This window comes from Bacillus sp. ABR, from assembly GCF_056172715.1.
In genome coordinates this window covers 190,278-211,798 of the sequence record NZ_JAOYSL010000004.1, presented here as the reverse complement: position 1 = coordinate 211,798, position 21,521 = coordinate 190,278, and the positions used below count along the sequence as shown (strand labels likewise).

The 21,521-nt window shown below is 45.7% G+C and carries 2 protein-coding genes; both read right to left on the bottom strand.

Going from position 1 to position 21,521, the window contains the following annotated elements:
* Positions 1 to 12 precede the first annotated feature (12 nt).
* Entirely contained in the window at positions 13 to 10,707 is a 10,695-nt protein-coding gene (locus OIT90_RS14420; RefSeq protein ID WP_474892662.1) for a non-ribosomal peptide synthetase, read from the bottom strand.
* Between the two features lie 21 nt (positions 10,708 to 10,728).
* On the bottom strand, positions 10,729 to 21,441 hold the full coding sequence (locus OIT90_RS14415) for a non-ribosomal peptide synthetase (RefSeq protein WP_474892661.1): 10,713 nt from the start codon (positions 21,439 to 21,441) through the stop codon (positions 10,729 to 10,731).
* Positions 21,442 to 21,521 lie beyond the last annotated feature (80 nt).

Genomic DNA, 21,521 nt, shown 5'->3' with positions numbered 1-21,521 from the left:
TCTCGTGTGTTGTTAAGTCAATTTCTCCTCAAGCATGTCAAAAATGTCGTCCATTTCATCCATTTCAAGGTCAGCCGCAGAGAAGTCACTTGGCGTAAATTCCCGTTCTTGCTGCGCTAAGCAATGGGTGATGATGGATTGGATTTTTTCCTTCAACAATGCCATGAACTGCTGTATCGTCTGTTCTTCATATTCACTTGCACAATAGGAGCAAGACAAAATGAATCGATTGTGTTGAACAAGACCACTAAGGTTCAGCTTATAAACAGCTTCCGAATCAGGGCTTGCTTGTCGTCCCATATCATGGATGGACGGCCCAAAGAGTTCTGTCGTCACTTCCTGATCAATCTGTCCAAGATAGTTCAAGCTGATTTCAGGATGTACATGGTGCCCTGACGGTTCAGTGGCTGTCATGTATTTTAAAATCCCGTAGCCAATCCCTTTATTTGGCACACGGCGCAGCATTTCTTTCGTTCCTTTAATAGCATCAGCTATGGTCTGATCCGGCTTCGCTTCAAGAACAACTGGATACATACTCGTAAACCAGCCAATTGTGCGAGAGACATCCAGCCCTGATAAAATATCCTCTCTTCCATGACCTTCAAGCTGCACATGTACATGGGACTCACCTGTCCACTCTTGAACAGCAAGACCGAGAGCACATAAAAGAATATCGTTCATTTCCGTTGTGTACGGCAGATGAATATCGGTCAAAAGATGCTCAGTTTCTGTTTCTGTCAGCTGCATTTGAACCGATTTGGTTTCGGCAACTCTTCTTTTCGTCACTTCATGATCAACAGGTAGTGCGGTTAATGGTTTGCTTTCAATTTCTGCCCAATACTCCTGCTGACTTTTTAATGGCTGTGACTGTGCATAACGTTCAATGGCCTCTGCCCATTCTTTAAAGGAATGAGTTTTCAGCGGCAGGACAAGGGCTTGTCTCTGAGATGCCTGCTGATATAGAGACATAAAGTCCTCTAGTAAAATTCGGCATGAGACACCGTCAATAACTAAATGGTGTGTCACGATGAGTAAATGATCGCCATCTTCTGCATGGAAACAAATCACTTTCATCAATGGACCTGTTTCTAGGTTCAGCTGACGCTGATACTCATTGGCATATGTGGAAATTACCTTTTTCACATCGTGCTCTTTTGAGACATCATGAGAAATAATCGCTATCGGTTCCGGTAGCTCCCGCTGGTTGTATTGCAGGATGCCGCTATGTTCCTGCTTGTATACCATACGCAGTGCATCATGATGTGAAAGTAGTTTTTGCATGACTTGTTCTGTAATGGAAAGGTCAAATCCATTTGGTGCATGAAGCATCATCGAGAGATTCCAATGGTGCTGATCACTGAATGCTCGTTCAAAGAACCAGCGTTGAATCGGTGTTAAAATGACTTCTCCTTCGACAGCTGATTGGTCGGCTGTGAGAAGATCGGCTTCCTCGATATATGGGCGCAGCTCCGCAATCGTCGGGTACTGGAACAGAAGTTTCATATCGAGCTTCCAACCTGCTTGCGTGAGTCTGCTTGCCATTTGGATACCTTTAATCGAATCTCCGCCAAGGAAAAAGAAGTGATCGTGAATGCCGACTTGGCTGACGCCAAGGACATCTTCCCAAATGCCGCAAAGAAGTGTCTCAACTTCGTCTCTTGGTGCTTCGTATACCGTTTGGTTCGCTTCGATATCAGGAGCTGGCAATGCTTTCAGATCAACTTTTCCATTTGCCGTCATTGGAAATTGGTCTAGCTTGATGATCCATGATGGCACCATGTATTCAGGCAACGTTCGTTTTAGGTTTTCTTTCAGGGCTGTTGTTTCTTCAGCCGCGATGACATAAGCGATAAGTGCATCTTGATCACTCACATCTTTGACTGTTGTCACGACGGCTTCTTTCACCGAATCCAGCGTCAGAAGCTGGGCTTCAATTTCTGACAGCTCAATACGGAAGCCGCGGATATTGACCTGATGGTCTATTCTGCCGAGATAGATCAGCTCGCCATCCTCTGTCCATTTCACTAAATCGCCTGTGCGGTACATGCGCTCGCCTGGATAAAATGGATCTGGGACAAATCGTTTGTCTGTTTCCTCTGGAAGATTCCAGTAGCCTCTTGCCAGTCCTTTTCCTGCAATCACGAGCTCACCCGGTACGCCTGGCGGCGACAGGTCATATAACGAACCCATGATGTAGAAACGAGTATTGGCAATCGCTGTTCCAATCGGAATCGTGCTTTGTTCTGGATCGATGACTCCACTTGTCGCTACAACTGTATTTTCAGTTGGACCGTAGTTATTGACGAGTTGATATGGAACTGACTTCACCTGTTTCAGCTTGTCTCCACCTGTTAGTAAATAGCGCAGAGAATGGTTGTTCATTGACATAAACTGCTCACATAACTGCGTTGGCAGGAAGGCAATCGTGATCCCTTCTTCATCGAAATACGCATTGAGCTTGATCATATCTAAGCGAATTGCCTCATCAATAATGTGCAGCTCTGCGCCGGCGATCCACGTCGGGAACATCTCCCAAATGGAAGCATCGAAGCCAAAGCCGGCATATTTCGCAGTTCGATCCTTGTGCGTCACTTGGAACGCATCATTGTGCCAGAACGCAAGATTCACAAGGGACTGGTGCTCGACCATGACACCCTTCGGCTGTCCCGTTGTCCCAGACGTGTAAATCATATAAGCGAGATCTGTTGGCTTCACATGAACCTGAATCTCGTGAGCTTCTCCTTCTACCGCATCTTCTATGAACAGCACATGTCCTGTGAAAGAATTTGGCGCAGTGAGTCCTTTCTGCATCAGAAGTACCTCTGCCCCGCAGTCTTCCAGCATGTACGCAATACGCTGCGCTGGATAATCCGCATCAATTGGAACGAATGCCGCACCTGCCTTGAGGACACCAAAGACAGCGGCTGTCATGTCAAGAGATGGACGGGTGAGAATGCCGACGCGGTCTCCTGGTTTTGTGCCGCTGGCGATGAGCCTTGAAGCCACTACATTCGCCCGGCTGTTCAACTCTTTATACGTCCAGCTCTTTCCACAGAAGGTCGCCGCTTTTTGATGCGGTGCTCCTTGTGCCTTCGCCTCAATCAGGGCATGAACGGTTTGATCTGACGGGACGTCTAGGACAGGTCCTGACCATTCATTGATCAGCTCTCGTTTTTCCTCTTCAGTTATGAGAGATAGCGCTGAAATCGGCTGATTCAGCTTAGTCACCATATCGTCTATGATTTTTTCAATATATCGGCTCCAGCGCTGAATGGTGCTCTTTTTAAACAGAGCCGCTGCATACTCAAAGCGCAAGCCCACTTGATCATTTTCTTCAAATACACCAAGCGTTATATCAAATTTTGCATGAACGGTATCTTGCTGCTTTTGTGACAGCTTGAGTCCATTCAAATCCGGTAACGTCAGGTCACGGTCATCTGTAGTCAGCATGACACTAAACAATGGATTGCGGCTCGTGTCTTTCGAAAGATCTAACTGAGCCACCAATTCCTCAAACGGAAATTCTTGATGTTCATAGGCTGATAGGCTGCGATCTTTCATTTTTTCAAGCAGTTGTGCTGTCGTGTCTTCTGGCTGCACTTCGTTTCGAAGAGCAAGCGTATTGACAAACATGCCTGGAACTCGTTCGATTGAAGCATGCGTACGTCCTGCGGTTACAGCGCCTATGACGATATCTGTCTGCCCAGTTAATTTCGAAAGGAAAATGGCAAATGCTGTTTGCATCACCATGTTCAAGCTCACACCTTTTTCCGCCATGAGCGTTTTGATAGATTGCACCTTTTCAGCAGACAACCATCTATCGACTCGCCCTCCTTCAAATGACTGAACTTGAGGACGCGGAAAATCAAGGGGCAGCGCTAAGTCTTCTGGCGGCTGTGCATATTGCCCCAGCCAATACTGCCGCTGCTTCTCAAGCATCGCCTGCTGATTTTCTTCCTGCTGCCATACCGCAAAATCCTTGTAATGCAGCTGAACTGGCGGTAACGTCTTTTTCTCATACAGCTCTGCCAGTTCTTGAATGAGCAGGCTGCGTGTGACACCATCTGCAATGATATGGTGCATATCCATCATGAATACATATTTCTCATCAGAAAGCTTCGCCACTTTTGCCCTCATTAATGGTGCTTGATGTAGTGAGAATGGTGTAATGAATGACTCGATAACAGACTGCTCCTGATCGCCCTCTATTTCATCAACCTCTAATGTAAACGGCACTTGGCGATAGACTTTTTGAACGGGTACGCCGTCAATTTCTACAAAGGCGGTCCGCAACGATTCATGTCTGTCGATCAAGGCTTGAAGCGCTGCTTCTAGCTGCTTCACATCAAGGCTGCCTTCCATCATTAAAACGGCTGGCATATGATAAGTGACTGCATCTGGATGCAGCTGCTGCAGTACATACATCCGCTTTTGAGCAGAAGAGACGGGATAGAAATCTTGCTTTTCTGCCGGCTCAATGGATGTAACCACCGAAGAATCCGTTTCGTCCAAGTAGGCAGCCATCGCTCGTATGGTTGGTTTTTCAAACAGAACTTTGAGCGGCACATGCTTGTTCAGCTTTGCTTGCACCTTCGAAATGAGCACCATGCCCTTGAGGGAATGACCTCCTAATTCAAAGAAGTGGTCAAGAACACCCATTTGTTCCACCCCAAGGACTTCTGACCAAATGTCACACAGCGTCCGCTCAAGTTCCGTTTCTGGTGCCACATGCGCCGTACGGTTCATATGCACTTCATGTGGAAGCGGCAAAGACTTCGCATCCACCTTTCCGTTTTGGGTAAGTGGAATGTGATCGACTTTCACAAAGTACGTTGGAATCATATAATCCGGCAGTGTCTCCGCAAGATTTTCTCTAAACGTCAGTGTTCCAATGTGTTCAGGCGCTGTGTAATAGAGTGCAAGCTCCGGCAAACCGGACAGGTGCAGAACTTTCACATAGACTTCTTGAATAGATGCCAGAGCACGTGCGGCATGCTCAATTTCCTGTTTCTCAATGCGATAGCCGCGGATTTTCACTTGATCATCGACTCTTCCAAGAAACTCAATATCTCCATTTGCATGCTGTCTGACCAAATCCCCTGTTCGATACATTCGCTCTTGAGGGTCATATGGATTTTCAAGAAAACGTTCCGCTGTTAACTCAGGCTGATTCAAATATCCTCTCGACACGCCTTCCCCAGATATATAAAGCTCTCCCGGCGCGCCATAAGGGACAAGACGCTGCTGCTGATTGCATACAAGTGCTCTTGTGTGAGCAATTGGCTGTCCGATCAAAGATCGTTCCTTCAGAGCGTCCAGCTCTTGCGGTGTGATCAGCTTGGTCACTGTACCAATGGTTGTCTCAGTCGGACCGTAATGGTTCATTACTGCCACGCATGGATGCTGCTTCATAAATGTTTCAACATCCTCAGGAATGATCGGTTCTCCTCCAAGTACCACTAGGCGTAAAGCGTTAAATGAATGTTCTTTAGAATCTGCCATCATATGAAATAAGGATGGTGTCATTTTGATATAAGTCAGCTCTTGTTCATCAATCAAACGCATCAGACGTACAGGGTCTGTATACACCTCTTCACGAGGAACATAAAGTGTCCCCCCTGCTTTTAAAACAGGGAAAATGCTTGTGTAACCAAGATCATATGCATAAGAAGAAAGCAGTGCTGTCCGATCACATTCTTGCAATGTCACCTCATTTGTCAGCCAGTTGACATAGTGTGATAGATTACGATGCGTGAGCTGTACTCCCTTCGGCTTCCCTGTTGTCCCAGATGTGTAAATCACATAAGCGAGCTGATCGACCGATACTTCTGGCAGTTCTAGTGAATAGCTTTGTTGCACTGCTTGTTCAACCTGCACCACTTGAATCGACTTGCGATTTTGATAGGAATCAGCAAGAGACTCATTTGTTACGATGACTTGTGCACCTGAATCCTCTAATGTGTAGCGGATTCGTTCAGCCGGAAAAGCTGGATCAATCGGGACAAACGCTCCTCCTGCTTTCATCACACCAAGCATGGAGACGATCACATAGACAGAGCGGTCAAGAATCAGTGCCACAGTTTTTTCTTTATCTACGCCTCGTTTCTTAAGTTCACAGCCAAGTGCATGTGACATGTCTTCCAGCTCACGGTAGGTGAGTTTTCTTTGATCATCCATGACGGCGATAGCATCCGGTGTTTCCTTAGCCTGACGTGAAAATTGGACATGGAATGGCTCATGACGATTCGTTGGCCCTTCGGCTTTTTTCTCCAGACGCTCTATTTGTTCATGCTGATCCAGTATACGGAGCAAGCCGATCTGTTCCTCTGGATGGCGAACCGCCTCACGAATAATCGCTAGGAGGTGAGTTCCGAACCGGCGGACGGTCTCTTCTTTAAATAATGCCGCTGCATAGTCAAAGCTCAGTTTTAATGCTCCCTCGCGTTCAAATGCTTCTAAAGATAAATCAAATTTGACCGAGTGATGCTGAATGGCATAAGGCGAAATGTGCAGATCGCCGAGCTTTAGCGCTGGAACCTCCATGTTCTGCATGTTAAATGACACGCTAAAAAGCGGGCTCCGAGTTGTATCACGGTCTAACGGAAGATGTGCAATTAACTCTTCGAGTGGATAACTTTGATGTGCAAAAGCGTCAACACTTGTTTCTTTTATTTCTTCAAGCAGCTGCAAAAATGTTTTGGTTTGTTCTGGTTTTCCGCGCAATGCAATGGTGTTAATAAACATCCCCGGCATGTCCTGGATATCAGGGTGTGTCCGTCCAGCAACAGGCGAACCCACAATGATATCTTCCTGACCGCTATAGGAGGCAAGCAGCACTTGAAAGGCGGATAACAAGAACATATACATGGTCGTATCGGTTTTCTGAAGCAGTTCATGAATGCGCTGAGTCGTTGCTTGATCACAGCCAAACATGAATCGTTCTCCAGAAAAATCACGTTCTGCTGGACGCGGATAATCAGTTGGCAGCTCTAAAACCGGTAAATCTCCTTCAAATTGCTTCAGCCAATATGCTTCATGTTGCTTCAGTTTCTCCGTTTCTTCTTCACTTAGCTGCCAGACAGCGTAATCTTTATAATGAATGGCTCTTTCAGCAAGAGCTTCTCCATCATAAGCCTTCGCCAAATCTTGAATGAACGTCTTCATGGAGCTGCCATCTGTAATGAGATGATGTGCTTCCAAAACGAGAAGATGACGATTCTCACTGACCTTTAGCAGCTGAGCTCGTAAAAGGGGTGCCGCTGTTAAATCAAATGGCGATTGACGTTCAGCAAGAAATGCCTCAGCCTCTTCTTCCTTGATGTCATGAACAGGAAGGTCAAATGCTGACCATTCATGCACCCTTTGGACAATGTCTTCTCCATTCATATGAAAACTCGTTCTTAAGATTTCATGCGTTTGGATTAACTGATTAAATGCTGATTTGAGCCGCTCATATTCGAGTGTTCCTTCAAGCGTTAAGACGATCGGAATATGATAATTCGTGCTGTCAGGTTCAAGTGTCTGCAAAATGTATAAACGGCGCTGAGCTGGTGATACCGGATATTCGCCCGCCTGCTCTGCTGGTAAAATAGGATGTCCAGCATCTTCTTGACCTTCCTGATCGATGTAAGCCGCTAATGAGCGAATCGTCGGCTTCTCAAAAATCATTTGAATCGGCACTTCCTTTTGAAGCGCTTCTTGAACCTTCGCAGACATCATCATCGCCTTGAGCGAGTGCCCGCCAGCCATGAAGAAATGCTCGTCTATCCCAATCGTTTTTCCAAGAAGCTCCTCCCAAATGTCAGCGAGTACCTTTTCTGTCTCGGTCTCAGGCGGCATGATTTTGATCTCTTCGCGATGCACTTCGTCCGGCTTTGGTAAAGCTTTTCGATCTAATTTCCCGTTCGTTGTCAGCGAAAAGGTATCCAGCTTCATCACATAGTGCGGCACCATATAAACTGGCAGCTTTTGATTGAATACATCTCGCACCTCTTCTTCTGTGAGCGTTCCTGTGAAGTAGGCGATGATTTCTTTTTCTTCTGAAGAAAGCTGCTGAACAAGTACAACCGCATCATCGATACCCGTTTCTTGGCGAAGCACCGTTTCAATTTCACCAAGCTCAATACGGAAGCCTCGAATTTTCACCTGATCATCTGCACGGCCAAGGAATTCAATCTGACCATCCGCACCATATCTAGCCAAGTCACCTGTTCGATACATCCGTCCTGACGGCTTAAAAGGATCTGCCATGAATACTTGATCAGTCAAATCTGGACGTTTGATGTACCCTCTTGAAACACCATCCCCGCCTACATACAGCTCTCCTGGCGCTCCAATTGGCTGAAGTCTTTGATAGTCATCTAAAATATAAGCTGACGTATGATTGATCGGCTGACCAATTGGGATCGGACCCGTTTCATCTCCTCTTACTTCGTAAATGGTCGAGATGGTTGTATTTTCTGTTGGACCATAGACATTCAGCAAGGTAAGTGATGGATGATGCTTTTTCACAAGCTCCGCACTTTTCTCATTGATCACATCACCGCCGGTGAATAATGTTTTTAACCCTTTGAACATTTGCGGCCGCTGCTGAGCGAGCTGATTAAATAAACCAGTCGTTAAAAAGAGCGCCGTGATTTGATGTGTTTGGATAAATTGTTCGAATCGGTGTATATCCAATAAAGTATCACGGTCAACAGGATAAAGCGTCGCCCCATTCAGAAGCGTAGTGAAGATTTCAAGGGTAATCGCATCGAAGCTGACAGCTCCTGTATGCGCCATACGATCCGACGTGTTCAAGCCCAATTTCTCCTGAGAGCATGCTAACCTCACAATATGCTGATGCTCAATTTGCACTCCTTTGGGCCGTCCAGTTGATCCCGATGTGAACATGATATATGCCAATTGAGATGGAGACGTCTCGACTGATAACTCCGCTTGTGAGTGATGAGTCATGCCGGTCACATGAATTGCTTTGATGCTTTCATCAACCGGCGGCTGGCTGTCAGCATAGAGCAAAATGGCTGCGCCGCTGTCTTCAAGCATCCAACGGATTCTCTCCTCAGGCTGAGCTGGATCAATCGGCACATAGGCAGCCCCTGCGTGTAAAATGGCTAAAATGGCGATCACCGCATCTGCCGATCGGTTCATATACACCGCGACAGCATCCTCCGGCTGAACGCCGTTTTCTACAAGGCTGCTGGCTAAACGACGAATTTCTTGTCCAAGCTCTTCGTATGTGAATGTTCGCTCGCCTTCGACTAATGCCAGGTGGTTTGGCTGCGCTTTGATACGCTCATTGAGCAGCTCGGGAATGGACAGGTGCTTCGGATAATCTCTCTCCGTCTGATTCCACGCTGCAATCTGCTGCTTTTCTTCTTCTGTGATACATGTCACTTCATGAAGATACATGTCAGGATTTTGAATGATTTGCTTTATGAGATTGGTCAGATGTTTCGATATATTTTCAATAACTTTTTCTTCAAACGCCACCGCATTGTATTTGATTTTCAATGTCCACGTTTCACCCGGATAGACAAGAAGATTCAGATCGAAATTCGTTTGTTCAAATCCGTCCTTTACATCAATGGCAAAACCGAGACGTGCAGACATGGTGTCACCAGACAGCTCCTGATCTAAAGGATAGTTTTCAAACCCAACCAAATGATCAAAGAGCTTTCCTCCAGCAGCTGTTTTCTGCTGAATGTCATAAAGCGGCATAAAATCATAGTTTTCCGCTTCCAGAGCATGCTGCTGAACCTTTTGAAACAGCTGTTTGAAGGTCTGTTCCTGATCCAATGTCACCCGAACAGGTATCGTATTGATAAACAGCCCTGCCATTTGCTCAATTCCAGACACACTTGGAGGTCTGCCCGATACGACTGTTCCGAATGTGACATCATCTGCTGCATGATAGGTGCTTAAAAGAACGGACCAGACAGCCTGAAAAAGGTTCGGTGCTGTCACTTGGCATTGTCTTGCCGCATCTTGAATGGCTTGTACCGTTTGTGCATCCCATGTAAACGTCCATTCCTGATGGTCATATTGTCCGTTCGCCTCTTTTTGCTGCAGCAGCCCTTGGTGCTGAACAGCACCCTCCAGCCGCTCCTTCCAATAGTCTTCCGCTTCTTGTTTGTTTTGCTTTCCAAGCCACTGGATATAGTCCGCATAAGGCTTACCTTGTGAGCGATCCGGGGTTCGGCCGTTCCGATAAGATTCATAGTAATGAAACAGTTTTTTCATCAAAACACCCATGGACCAACCATCCATGATGATGTGATGGTTGCTCCAAATCAGGTGCCAGTTTGTTTCATTTAATTGAAAAACAGCGACTTTCAACAACAGATCATTCGTTAAGTGAAATCCTTGCTTTCTCACTTGCTTTTTATATTGATCCAATACCTTTTTCTGCTCTTGATCATTCAGATGAGATAGATCCTCTCTATACACATCTAAATGACGTTCAGCCAATACAACCTGACGAGGCTTTTGTAATTGCTGATAGACAAAGGCTGTACGCAGAATGTCATATGTCCGTACGAGTTCATTGAGGCTCTTTTCAAAAAGATCGAGATCAAAATCTCCGCTTATTCCAAGCTCAAGCTGTGTGAAATAAGAGGAGGAATCAGGGTCTAGCATGGCATGATACAGCATGCCCTCTTGCATTGGTGTTAAAGGATATACCTTTTGAATTTTCTGCTTGCTCATAAGTCCACCTCTTCATTTTGCTTAAAATAGATCCATTAGCTTTTCAAGTTCATCCATGGTAAGATCATCATCCCCCACATCACTAGGTGTGATCTGACTCTCATCCTGTGATAGACAATGTGAGATCAATGTCTTCACATTCTTTTCTAGGAGTTCCTTGAACTGTTCCATCGTCCGCTCTTCGAATTCAAGGTGATGATAGGAAATCGTCACATGGAGCATTGCTTGTTCTACGAAACCAACAATATCTAGCGCATGAGGTTTCTCGGATTCAGGGCTCAGCGATTGTCCTGCATGCCATGCAGAGCGTCTCATTTCACCGCCACCGATCTGTTCATCAAACTGGCCAAGATAGTTAAAGCTGATATCTGGTGTGACTTGAAAATCAATATCGTCCTTCATCTTGTCAGGCGTTAAGTATTTTAAAACGCCATAGCCGATCCCCTTGTTCGGAATGTGTCTGAGTTCCTCTTTTAAATGCTTGATTTGATAAGAAAGATCGTCTGCATGCGACATATCCAGTAACACAGGATACATGCTAGTAAACCAGCCGATGGTCCGTGACACGTTAACCGCAGGGAGGATGTCCTCTCTCCCGTGCCCTTCAAGATGAATAAAGTGCCTGTCTTCACCTGTCCACTCTTTCATGGACAATCCTAATGCCGTCAGCAAAATATCATTGATTTCTGTTTGGTAGGCTTCATGTACATCCGTCAGCAGCCTGTGCGTTTCCTCTTCAGACAATGTAAAACGAATGGTTTCTGTATGAAGCATTCGTTGATCCTCCGTGACATGATCCTTTTGAAGCGGAGGAACGGAATGCGCAAGTACCTTTTTCCAATACTCTCTTTCCGATAGCAGCTCATCTGACACAGCATATTCAGTCAGCTTCTGGGCATATTCTTGGAAGGAGTGTGTTTTTTCAGGGAGGGTAAGAGTTTCCCCGCGCTTCGACTGTTCATAAAGAGCCATGAAATCTTCAAGGAAAATGCGCCATGACACCCCATCAATGACAAGATGGTGTATAGCAAGCAATAAATGATCCCCTTGATCCGTTCGGAAAATAGCAGATCTCACTAAAGGCCCGTCTGCTAGCGATATACTCGCCTGCACTTCATTTGCCAGCTTTTCTACCTGCCTGATTTGCTGCGACAGCTCTCCTTTTACTTCCACCACGTCAATTGCCACATTGTTTTCCTCGATTCCTCGATGACGCTGGATGACGCGCCCTTCTTCGAGCGGATACACCAGTCGCAAGGCATCATGATGAATCATGAGCTGTTCCAGTACTTGCTGAACGACTTCCTCATCCAAACCATTTGGTGCTTGGAGCATAACCGATTGGTTCCAATGATGCTGATTCGTAAAGTTTCGTTCAAAGAACCAGCGCTGAATCGGTGTTAAAATGACTTCTCCTTCGACAGGTGATTGGTCGGCTGTGAGAAGATCGGCTTCCTCGATATATGGGCGCAGCTCTGCAATCGTCGGGTACTGGAATAGAAGTTTCATATCGAGCTTCCAGCCTGCTTGCGTGAGTCGGCTTGCCATTTGGATGCCTTTAATCGAATCTCCGCCAAGGAAAAAGAAGTGATCGTGAATGCCGACTTGGCTGACGCCAAGGACATCTTCCCAAATGCCGCAAAGCAGTGTTTCAACTTCATCTCTTGGGGCTTCGTATATCGTTTGGTTCGCTTCGATATCAGGAGCTGGCAATGCTTTCAGAGCAACTTTTCCATTTGCCGTCATTGGAAATTGGTCTAGCTTGATGATCCATGATGGCACCATATATTCTGGCAACGTTCGTTTTAGGCTTTCTTTTAAGTCTTCTGCATCAGTATCGCTCTCCGTGATCACGTAAGCGGCAAGGGCGTCCTGATCACTCGCATCTTTGACCGTTGTCACGACGGCTTCTTTCACCGAATCCAGCGTTAGGAGCTGGGCTTCAATTTCTGACAGCTCAATACGGAAGCCGCGGATGTTGACCTGATGGTCTATTCTGCCGAGATAGATCAGCTCGCCATCCCCTGTCCATTTCACTAAATCGCCTGTGCGGTACATGCGCTCGCCTGGATAAAATGGATCTGGGACAAATCGTTTATCTGTTTCCTCTGGAAGATTCCAGTAGCCTCTTGCCAGTCCTTTTCCTGCAATTACGAGCTCGCCCGGTACGCCTGCCGGCGATAGGTCATATAACGAACCCATAATGTAAAAACGAGTATTGGCAATCGCTGTTCCAATCGGAATCGTGCTTTGATCTGGGTCGATGACTCCACTTGTCGCTACAACCGTATTTTCAGTTGGACCGTAGTTATTGACGAGTTCATATGGTACTGGCTTCACCTGTTTCAGCTTGTCTCCACCTGTTAGTAAATAGCGCAGAGAATGGTTGTCCATTGACATAAACTGCTCACATAACTGCGTTGGCAGGAAGGCAATGGTGATCCCTTCTTCATTGAAATACGCATTAAGCTTGATCATATCGAGGCGAATTGCTTCGTCGATGATATGCAGCTCTGCGCCGGAGATCCACGTCGGGAACATCTCCCAAATGGAGGCGTCAAAGCCAAAGCCGGCATATTTCGCAGTTCGATCTTCGTGCGTCACTTGGAACGCATCATTGTGCCAGAACGCAAGATTCACAAGGGACTGGTGCTCGACCATGACACCCTTCGGCTGTCCCGTCGTCCCAGACGTGTAAATCATGTAGGCAAGGTCTGTTGTCTTCACATGAATCTGAATCTCGTGAGCTTCTCCCTCTACCGCATCTTCTATGAACAGGATATGACCTGTGAATGAAGGTGGTGCAGTAAGTCCTTTCTGCATCAGAAGTACCTCTGCCCCGCAGTCTTCCAGCATGTATGCAATACGCTGCGCTGGATAATCTGCATCAATCGGAACAAATGCCGCACCTGACTTGAGAACGCCAAGGACAGCAGCTGTCATGTCAAGAGATGGGCGGGTGAGAATGCCGACGCGGTCTCCTGGTTTTGTGCCGTTTGCGATGAGCCTTGAAGCGACTACATTCGCCCGGCTGTTCAACTCTTTATACGTCCAGCTCTTTCCACAGAATGTCGCCGCTTTTTGATGCGGTGCTCCTTGTGCCTTCGCCTCAATCAGGGCATGAACGGTTTGATTTGACGGGACGTCTAGGACAGGTCCTGACCATTCGTTCAGCTGTTTTTGCTGCTGCTGCGGTGACAATAATTTCATTTGATCTAAAGATTGATCTGGCGCTGACACCATTTGTTCCAGCAAATGAAGGAAATATTCTTTCCACTTTTCAATTGACGTCTTTTGAAAGATAGAACAATTAAAATCAAACACGAGCTCAATTTGATCTGCGGATTCGTTTCCAGTTAAGGTCAAATCAAATTTGGCGATATTCTCCTCGAATGGCTGTGGAACAACGTGAAGCCCATCCATCGATAAATCACGAATATCCGCATTTTCCATTGAGAAGACCACATCAAAAATTGGATGACGGCTTGTGTCTCGAACCGTTTGCACCTGATCTACCAATTCTTCAAATGGGTACAGCTGATGCTCGTTTGCCTCTAACACAAGCTGATGGACATTTGACGCAAATTCAGCAGCAGTCTGATGTCCTGCTGGTCTTGTTCTAAGTGCCAGCGTGTTCACAAACATGCCAATCACAGATTGAATATCAGGATGGGTTCTACCCACAACCGGAGAACCAATGATGATATCCTCTTGTCTTGAAAGCTTGCTTAAAAGAATACTGTAGCCAGCAAGCAGGACTGTATAGGTCGTACTGTTGAGCGTTCTAACGAGTTCGTCCAATTTTGATTTAAGCGAACCTTCAATTGTAAATGAGACACGATCTCCAGCGAATGTTTGCACTTTTGGCCTTGGCAGGTCTTCCGGCAGTGCCAGTACAGGCAGCTCTCCTTGTAATTGATCCAGCCAGAATGCCTCTTCATCTGCTTTTTGCGCAGCAGATGCCTCACTTTTTGACCAAACTGCATAATCCTTATATTGAACAGGCAATTCCTCTAGTTTGTCTCCTCGATACAGGGCTGAAAGCTCCTCAATTAAAATGCCAACAGACGCCCCATCTGAAATGATATGATGCATATCAATCAGTAAATAATGGACATTTACGGAGACGGAAACTAGACCTATTCTGAGTAAAGGCGCTTTTTCTACATCAAATGGCCTGATAAAGTCATTCATCAATTGCTGTATGTCTCGGCCGTTCTGTTCAATTTTTTCAATGTTTATTGAGACATTTGTTTCAATACGTTGAACAGGTTCATTCTGAACAAAATCAAAGCTCGTTCGGAACGCTTCATGACGTTGGACTAGCTGATCAATTGCCTTTTCAAATCGTTTTTCATCAAAGACGCCTTCTAGCTTTAAGGCAGCCGGCATATGGTAGCTTTGCTCCGCATCAGTCATTTTCTCCAAAACAAACAGTCTTTTTTGAGCAGATGTCACTGGATAATAGGCCGCCTCTTTGGCAACTTCCACTCGCTTGATCTCCGTTTGATCCGCTTGATCTACCGCAAGCGCGAACGCTTCTAATGTTGGGGATTCAAATAAAGATTTCAAAGTGAGCTCCACCTGCATCTCTTCATACAACCTGTTCAGCATTTTCATGCCGCGCAGCGAATGGCCCCCGCATTCAAAGAAATGATCGTGTTTGCCGATTCGCGGTACTTCAAGAACTTCCTCCCAAATGTTCGCCAGCAGACGCTCTGTTTCTGATTGAGGAGAGGTGTATTCATTTGCCCCTTGCTCACTAAGATCAGGTGCCGGCAGCGCCCGCCTATCGACCTTGCCGTTATTCGTTAAAGGAAGCTCCTCTAATTGCATGAAAAATGCCGGCAGCATATACACGGGCAGTTCACGTCCTGCTTGCTCGCGCAAATCAGTTAATGAGACAGATCCTTCTGCTGTGAAATACGCACATAACGTGTCATTCGGAGCAGCAATCACGATAGCTTCCTTCACCTGAGGATGCTGCAGCAGTTGATGTTCAATTTCCCCAAGCTCGATACGCTGTCCGCGAATCTTCACTTGATGATCGATCCGTCCAATGAATTCAATATCTCCATTTGACAGCCAGCGTGCAAGATCGCCCGTTTTATACATGATCTCTCCAGGGCGGAAAGGATTTTTGACAAACTTTTCGCTCGTTAGTTCTGGCTGCTTATAATATCCTTTCACAAGTCCATCACCAGCGACACATAGCTCTCCTGCCACGCCCGGCGGCTGTACATGTCCAAATTCATCTACAATATAAACAGCCGTTTGACTCACTGGCTTTCCGATTGGGATGGATAACGCCTTCTTCTCAATGTGGTTCACAGGATAATATGTGGTGAAAATTGTGCTCTCAGAAGGGCCGTACATATGAACAAGCTTGTCTTTCCCCACTGTCTCAAGTGCAGTCACCACATGAGGCACGGAAGCACGTTCCCCGCCAAACAGCACTTTTCTTACGTTCTTCAGGCTGTCTTTTTTCATATCGATGAGTAAGTGAAAAAGAGCTGTCGTGATCATTAAAATACTGACTTTTTCCTTCTCAATCGCTCCAGAAAGCTCATTCATGTTTAAAATATGGTCCTTTGGCAGAACAATGAGTTTTGCTCCGTTCAATAAAGCACCAAACACATCAAACATAAAAGCATCAAATACATAGTTTGAGATGCTCATCACCGTATCTTCATGGTGAATGGTGAGATAATTCGATTGCTTCACCGTTCTCAAAATGTTCCGGTGTGTCACCATATTTCCTTTAGGTTTACCGGTTGTACCAGATGTATAGGTCAAATTCGCCAAGTCCTCAGGTAAAATATGAGCATCTATTGGGCTGTCTGACTGCTGAGCAATCGCTTGATTTTCTGTTTCTATGATGATTCCCTCAAATGCAGTGAGCACCGAGCGATGGCGCAGCACTTGATGTGTCAATAAGAATTGTGCACCGCTGTCTGTTAAAAAGTGCTTCACGCGCTCATCAGGGAAATCGGGATCAATTGGTACATAGACGCCCCCCGCCTTAAGCACAGCTAGAACAGAGAGCACCATTTCATTGGATCGTTCAAAGAATAAGGCTGCTTTCATTCCTTTTTCAAAACCATTTTTACGCAAATAATGTGCCAGCTGATTCACTCGGTCATTCAGCTCTTGATAAGAAAGGACCACATCTTCACATTGCAATGCAGGCTGATGACCAAGCTGCTGCACCTGTGCTTCAAACTGCGTCACAATGGTTTCTTCTGCTGGATAAGGCGCAGGTAACGGATTCCACCTATTTAGCTGAGCTTCTGCTTCTTGTTCAGACAATAATCGATAGGATTGGATAGCTTCCTGCGGCGTTTGAACCATCTGTTCCAGCAGATAAACATAATGTTTGAGCATCTGCTCTGCTGTACTTCGTTTAAATAGCGCCGTACTGTAATCGAGTACAAAGGATAAACCTTCATCTGACTCCATCGCTTGCAGTGTTAAATCAAACTTTGCAATATGGAAATTGGTTTCTTCGACTTCGACCAGCATGTCTCCAATATGCTGTGCTGTTGAATGACCCGGCGCAAGTGTAAAGACGGTATCAAACAATGGATGACGGCTAAAATCTCTTGGTACATTCAGTTTTTCAAGCAGCCGCTCAAACGGATATTGCTGATGCTCAAATGCCTGCATCGTCTTTTCCTTTACTTGCTCAATCAACTGAGACATGGTTCCATTCGGATCTACCTCTGACCGCAAAGCAAGTGTCTGGACAAACATACCGATCATGTCATTCAAATCTGTATGCACACGCCCTGCTGCCGGTGTTCCGACCACAAATTCCTTTTGACCCGTATATTTCGCAATCAATGTATAGTAAGCAGAAAGCAGCACCGTATACAGTGTCGTGTGATGGTTTGCTGCAATCTCCTGTAATTGATTCTTTAACGCCTCATCGATTTCTTTGATGACACGATCACCTGCGAAAGACTGGACAGCTGGACGCTGATAATCGGTCAGCAGCTGTAAAGCAGGGATATCCCCCGAAAATTCTTGCAGCCAGAATGCCTCTTCTTTTTGAAAGTCTTGGTGCTGTTGCCAAACAGCATAATCTTGATATTGAAGCTTCAATGGTTCTTTCACCGATCCCTCGTAAGCATCTGACAGCTCACGCAGTATTAAATCGATCGAAAGACCATCTGAAATCAGATGATGCATATCGAAAAAGAGCAAATGCTCCTGATCATGCAATGACTGCAATCCTATTCGAAGAAGTGGCGCACACTCAAGATCAAAAGGTCTGACAAAGTGCTGCATGTTTTCTTCCATCGTACCGCCTGTCAGCTGTTCTATTTCAAAGAAAACGGATGAAGCGATCCGCTGACGAGGGACACCTTTTATCGTATGAAAAGAAGTACGCAGCATATCATGACGTGAGATCAGTCTGTCAAAGGCTTCAGTCAGCTTCTCAAGCTGCAGAGCTCCTTTTAACCTCACAACAGCAGGCATATGATAGGCAGTGCTTTGCTCCAATTGACTCACCATATAGACGCGCTGCTGTGGAGGCGATAATGGATAATGATCTACAGCCGGCGCTTTTGGTATCTCCGTTGCTGTAGACTTTTCTGCTTGCTCAATATAAGTAGCAAGAGCAGCAATCGTCTGCTGTTCAAATAAAACAGAGAGCGGCACCTCCACTTGAAAGTCTCGCTGAACCTTTGTAAGTACGGTCATCGCTTTGAGCGAATGCCCGCCTCGATCGAAGAAAGAATCATATACACCGATTTGTTCTTGATCAAGAATGTCTTCCCACAAATGAACAAGCTTCGTTTCTATATCGTTTCTAGGTGCCGTATAAACAGCATGAACCGCTCTATCACCTTTTAAGGCAGCAAGTGCACGACGGTCGACTTTGCCGCTGACTGTGAGTGGAAAAGCATCGAGTTCTTTGAAATAAAGCGGCATCATGTAAGCTGGGAGCTGATGTTTGATAGCCGCTTGCAGCATGTCAACAGACACACCATCATGACGAGCTTGATAGTAAGCACTTAACGCCTTTTCCCCATCCGCTTCATCAACTACTAGCACGACAGCCTTATCAATTCCATCTACCTGCTCCATCACCGCTTCAATCTCACCTGTTTCTATGCGGTAACCCCTTATTTTCACTTGATCGTCCATTCTGCCAAGATAATCAATCGTGCCATCTGGAAGCCATCTGACTAGATCCCCTGTTCGATACATCCGCTCATTCGGAGAAAACGGATCTGCCGTGAATACCTTCTTCGTCAATTCAGGCTGATTCACATAGCCTCGCCCAACACCTATACCGGCAATGCAAAGTTCTCCTGCAGCCCCTGGCACCTGTAATTGATCATGTTCATTTAAAATATAAATACGATGATGACCAAGCGGTTTTCCAATCGACACATAGCGCTGTTCAGTTGATTCGCTCAGCTCACTGAGATTCAGGCGATGAACCGCCGCATCCACACACGTCTCAGTTGGACCATACACATTCCATAGAGTAAAATCAGGCTGACTCATACGAACCGCTTCGATAAGTGAACGTGCTGCTTTCGCAGGCAGCGCTTCTCCCCCAATCAACATGTGCGTCAATGACAGACCGTCCAAATCCGCTGCAAGTAAAAGCTGCACATGCGCCGGAGTTCCATCTGCCGCTTCAATTTGATGTTTTCTGTAATAAGCCGCTAGCTGCATGCCATTTCTCGTCGTTTCTCGCGGGATGATATGAAGCGTATGTCCAAATAAAAGGGCAGCAAATATTTGTTTCACCGATGCATCGAAATGGAATGGGGCTAGAAGCGCCATTTGAAGCTCATTCGCCCCTTGATACATCTCATGATGCAAAGCATGGACCAAATGATGAAGCTGAAGATGCTCAATCATGACGCCCTTCGGCTTTCCAGTCGTACCCGATGTATAAATCATGTAGGCTAAATCTTCGGGCGCCGTCTGATCGAGAAGCTCAGGCAGCCGTCCATCATCTAATAATAGTTGCTGCTGCACGATCAATTTTTCCGAGAGGGCTGGGTACTCTTGAATGAACGATTCCTCTGTTAACACGATAGAAGCACCTGAATCCTCCACAATAAATTGAATGCGCTCCTCAGGTAATGCTGGATCTATTGGTACATATGCCCCGCCAGCCTTTAGTATGCCGAAGACTGCTACCATGGCATCTACCTTCCGCTCCATCAAAACAGCAACAGGCACATCACGTGAGATACCTTTCATTTGTAGAAAACGTGCAAGCTTTTCTGCCTGTTGTTGCAGCTCTCCATAAGTAATTGTTCCATTTTCTGCTACAACAGCTGTTCGATCTGCATATTTGTTGGCTGTCTCATCAAACATGTGATGAACCGGTTTTGCTGCTGGTCTTTCAAACGATTCTCCCTCAGATAATTGCAGCAGTTCCTTTTGTTCACCTGCTGAAAGTAAAGGCAGTGTCCCGATCAGTTGATCAGGCTGAGTGACCGCCGCTTCTAGTAAAATCAAGAATCGATCAAACATCTTACTCATTTCTTCTTCTGTGAATACATCTGTACGGTAATCCAAATCAATGGTCAATGTATCAGTATCCCAGCGGTCTTTCACATGTATTGAAATATCATTCATTCCGCTCCCGCTAAAAATCGGTTCAGTAATGAACGACAGGTTCTCTTTTTTCTGCCACTGCATGACCTGATATTCTAAAGAAATATCAAAAAGGCGTCCTGTAAACCCTTCTCTTTCCCGCAAATCATTCATGAGAAGATTGTAAGGGTATTTTTGGTGTCGCAAGATCTTCATTTGATCCGCCATGACCTGCTTTACGAAATCAACAAACGATTGCGACCCTTGAACAGATGCACGCATTGGAATCGTCGATACAAACATCCCAATCATCTTTTTCTCTTTGGCATTCGTCCGGTTACCCATAAAGGTTCCAAGAACGACATCCTCCATACCGCTAAAACGATGTAAGTAAATATAGACAGTGGACATAAACATCGAAAGCATACTGACTTTCTGTTCTTCACAAAAGACACGAAGCTTCTCCTTTAAAGAATCTGGAACATCCCCTGAAAATCGCTCCGCATGTAAACTCATCTCATATCCCTTATGCGGTTTTAAAGATGCGAAGTCTGGAATATGAACAAATTGCTCATTCCAAAAAGCTTGGTCTTTTTGAAAACGTTTAGAAGATTCATAGGTCTGCTCACTCATAATGTGATCAACGAAGGAAATCTCCTCAACTGGCGAGATGTCTACTCCTTGCAGCATGTTATGATATAAATCAATAATGCGATTTCCCATTAAAATGATAGAAATCCCATCCGCGACAATATGATGTGCTTTACAGAACAGCCAGCACTCTTGATCACTGATTTGAAATACCGTAAATTCAATCAAGGGGCTGTCAATCAATGGCATCGGCTCACGAATTTGCTCGTTCGCCCAAGCCCTTACTTCCTCTTCACTCAAGCCCTTTTCCATTCGAATCGGCTGTTTTTCATAAGGTTTGATATATTGAACAGGCTCCTCCTCTTCATCTCGATACACGAGCCTCAGCCGAAGAGAGTCAGTTTGTCGAATATACGCTTGAAGCACATCGACGACCAAAGAAGGATTGAGACCTGATGCTGATCTCAACCTGGCGAATCCACCCAAATTAGAAATACTTGTACCTGGATAAAATCTTTCCGTGTAGAATACTCGCTTTTGCGCATGTGTTAAGGGGTAATAAACTGTATTCATTCTCATCCTCCGCCTCTTCTATGTTTTCTCCACCAATTTCACCCTGCACCCTCTATATCAAAAGAACCAAGTCTATTTCA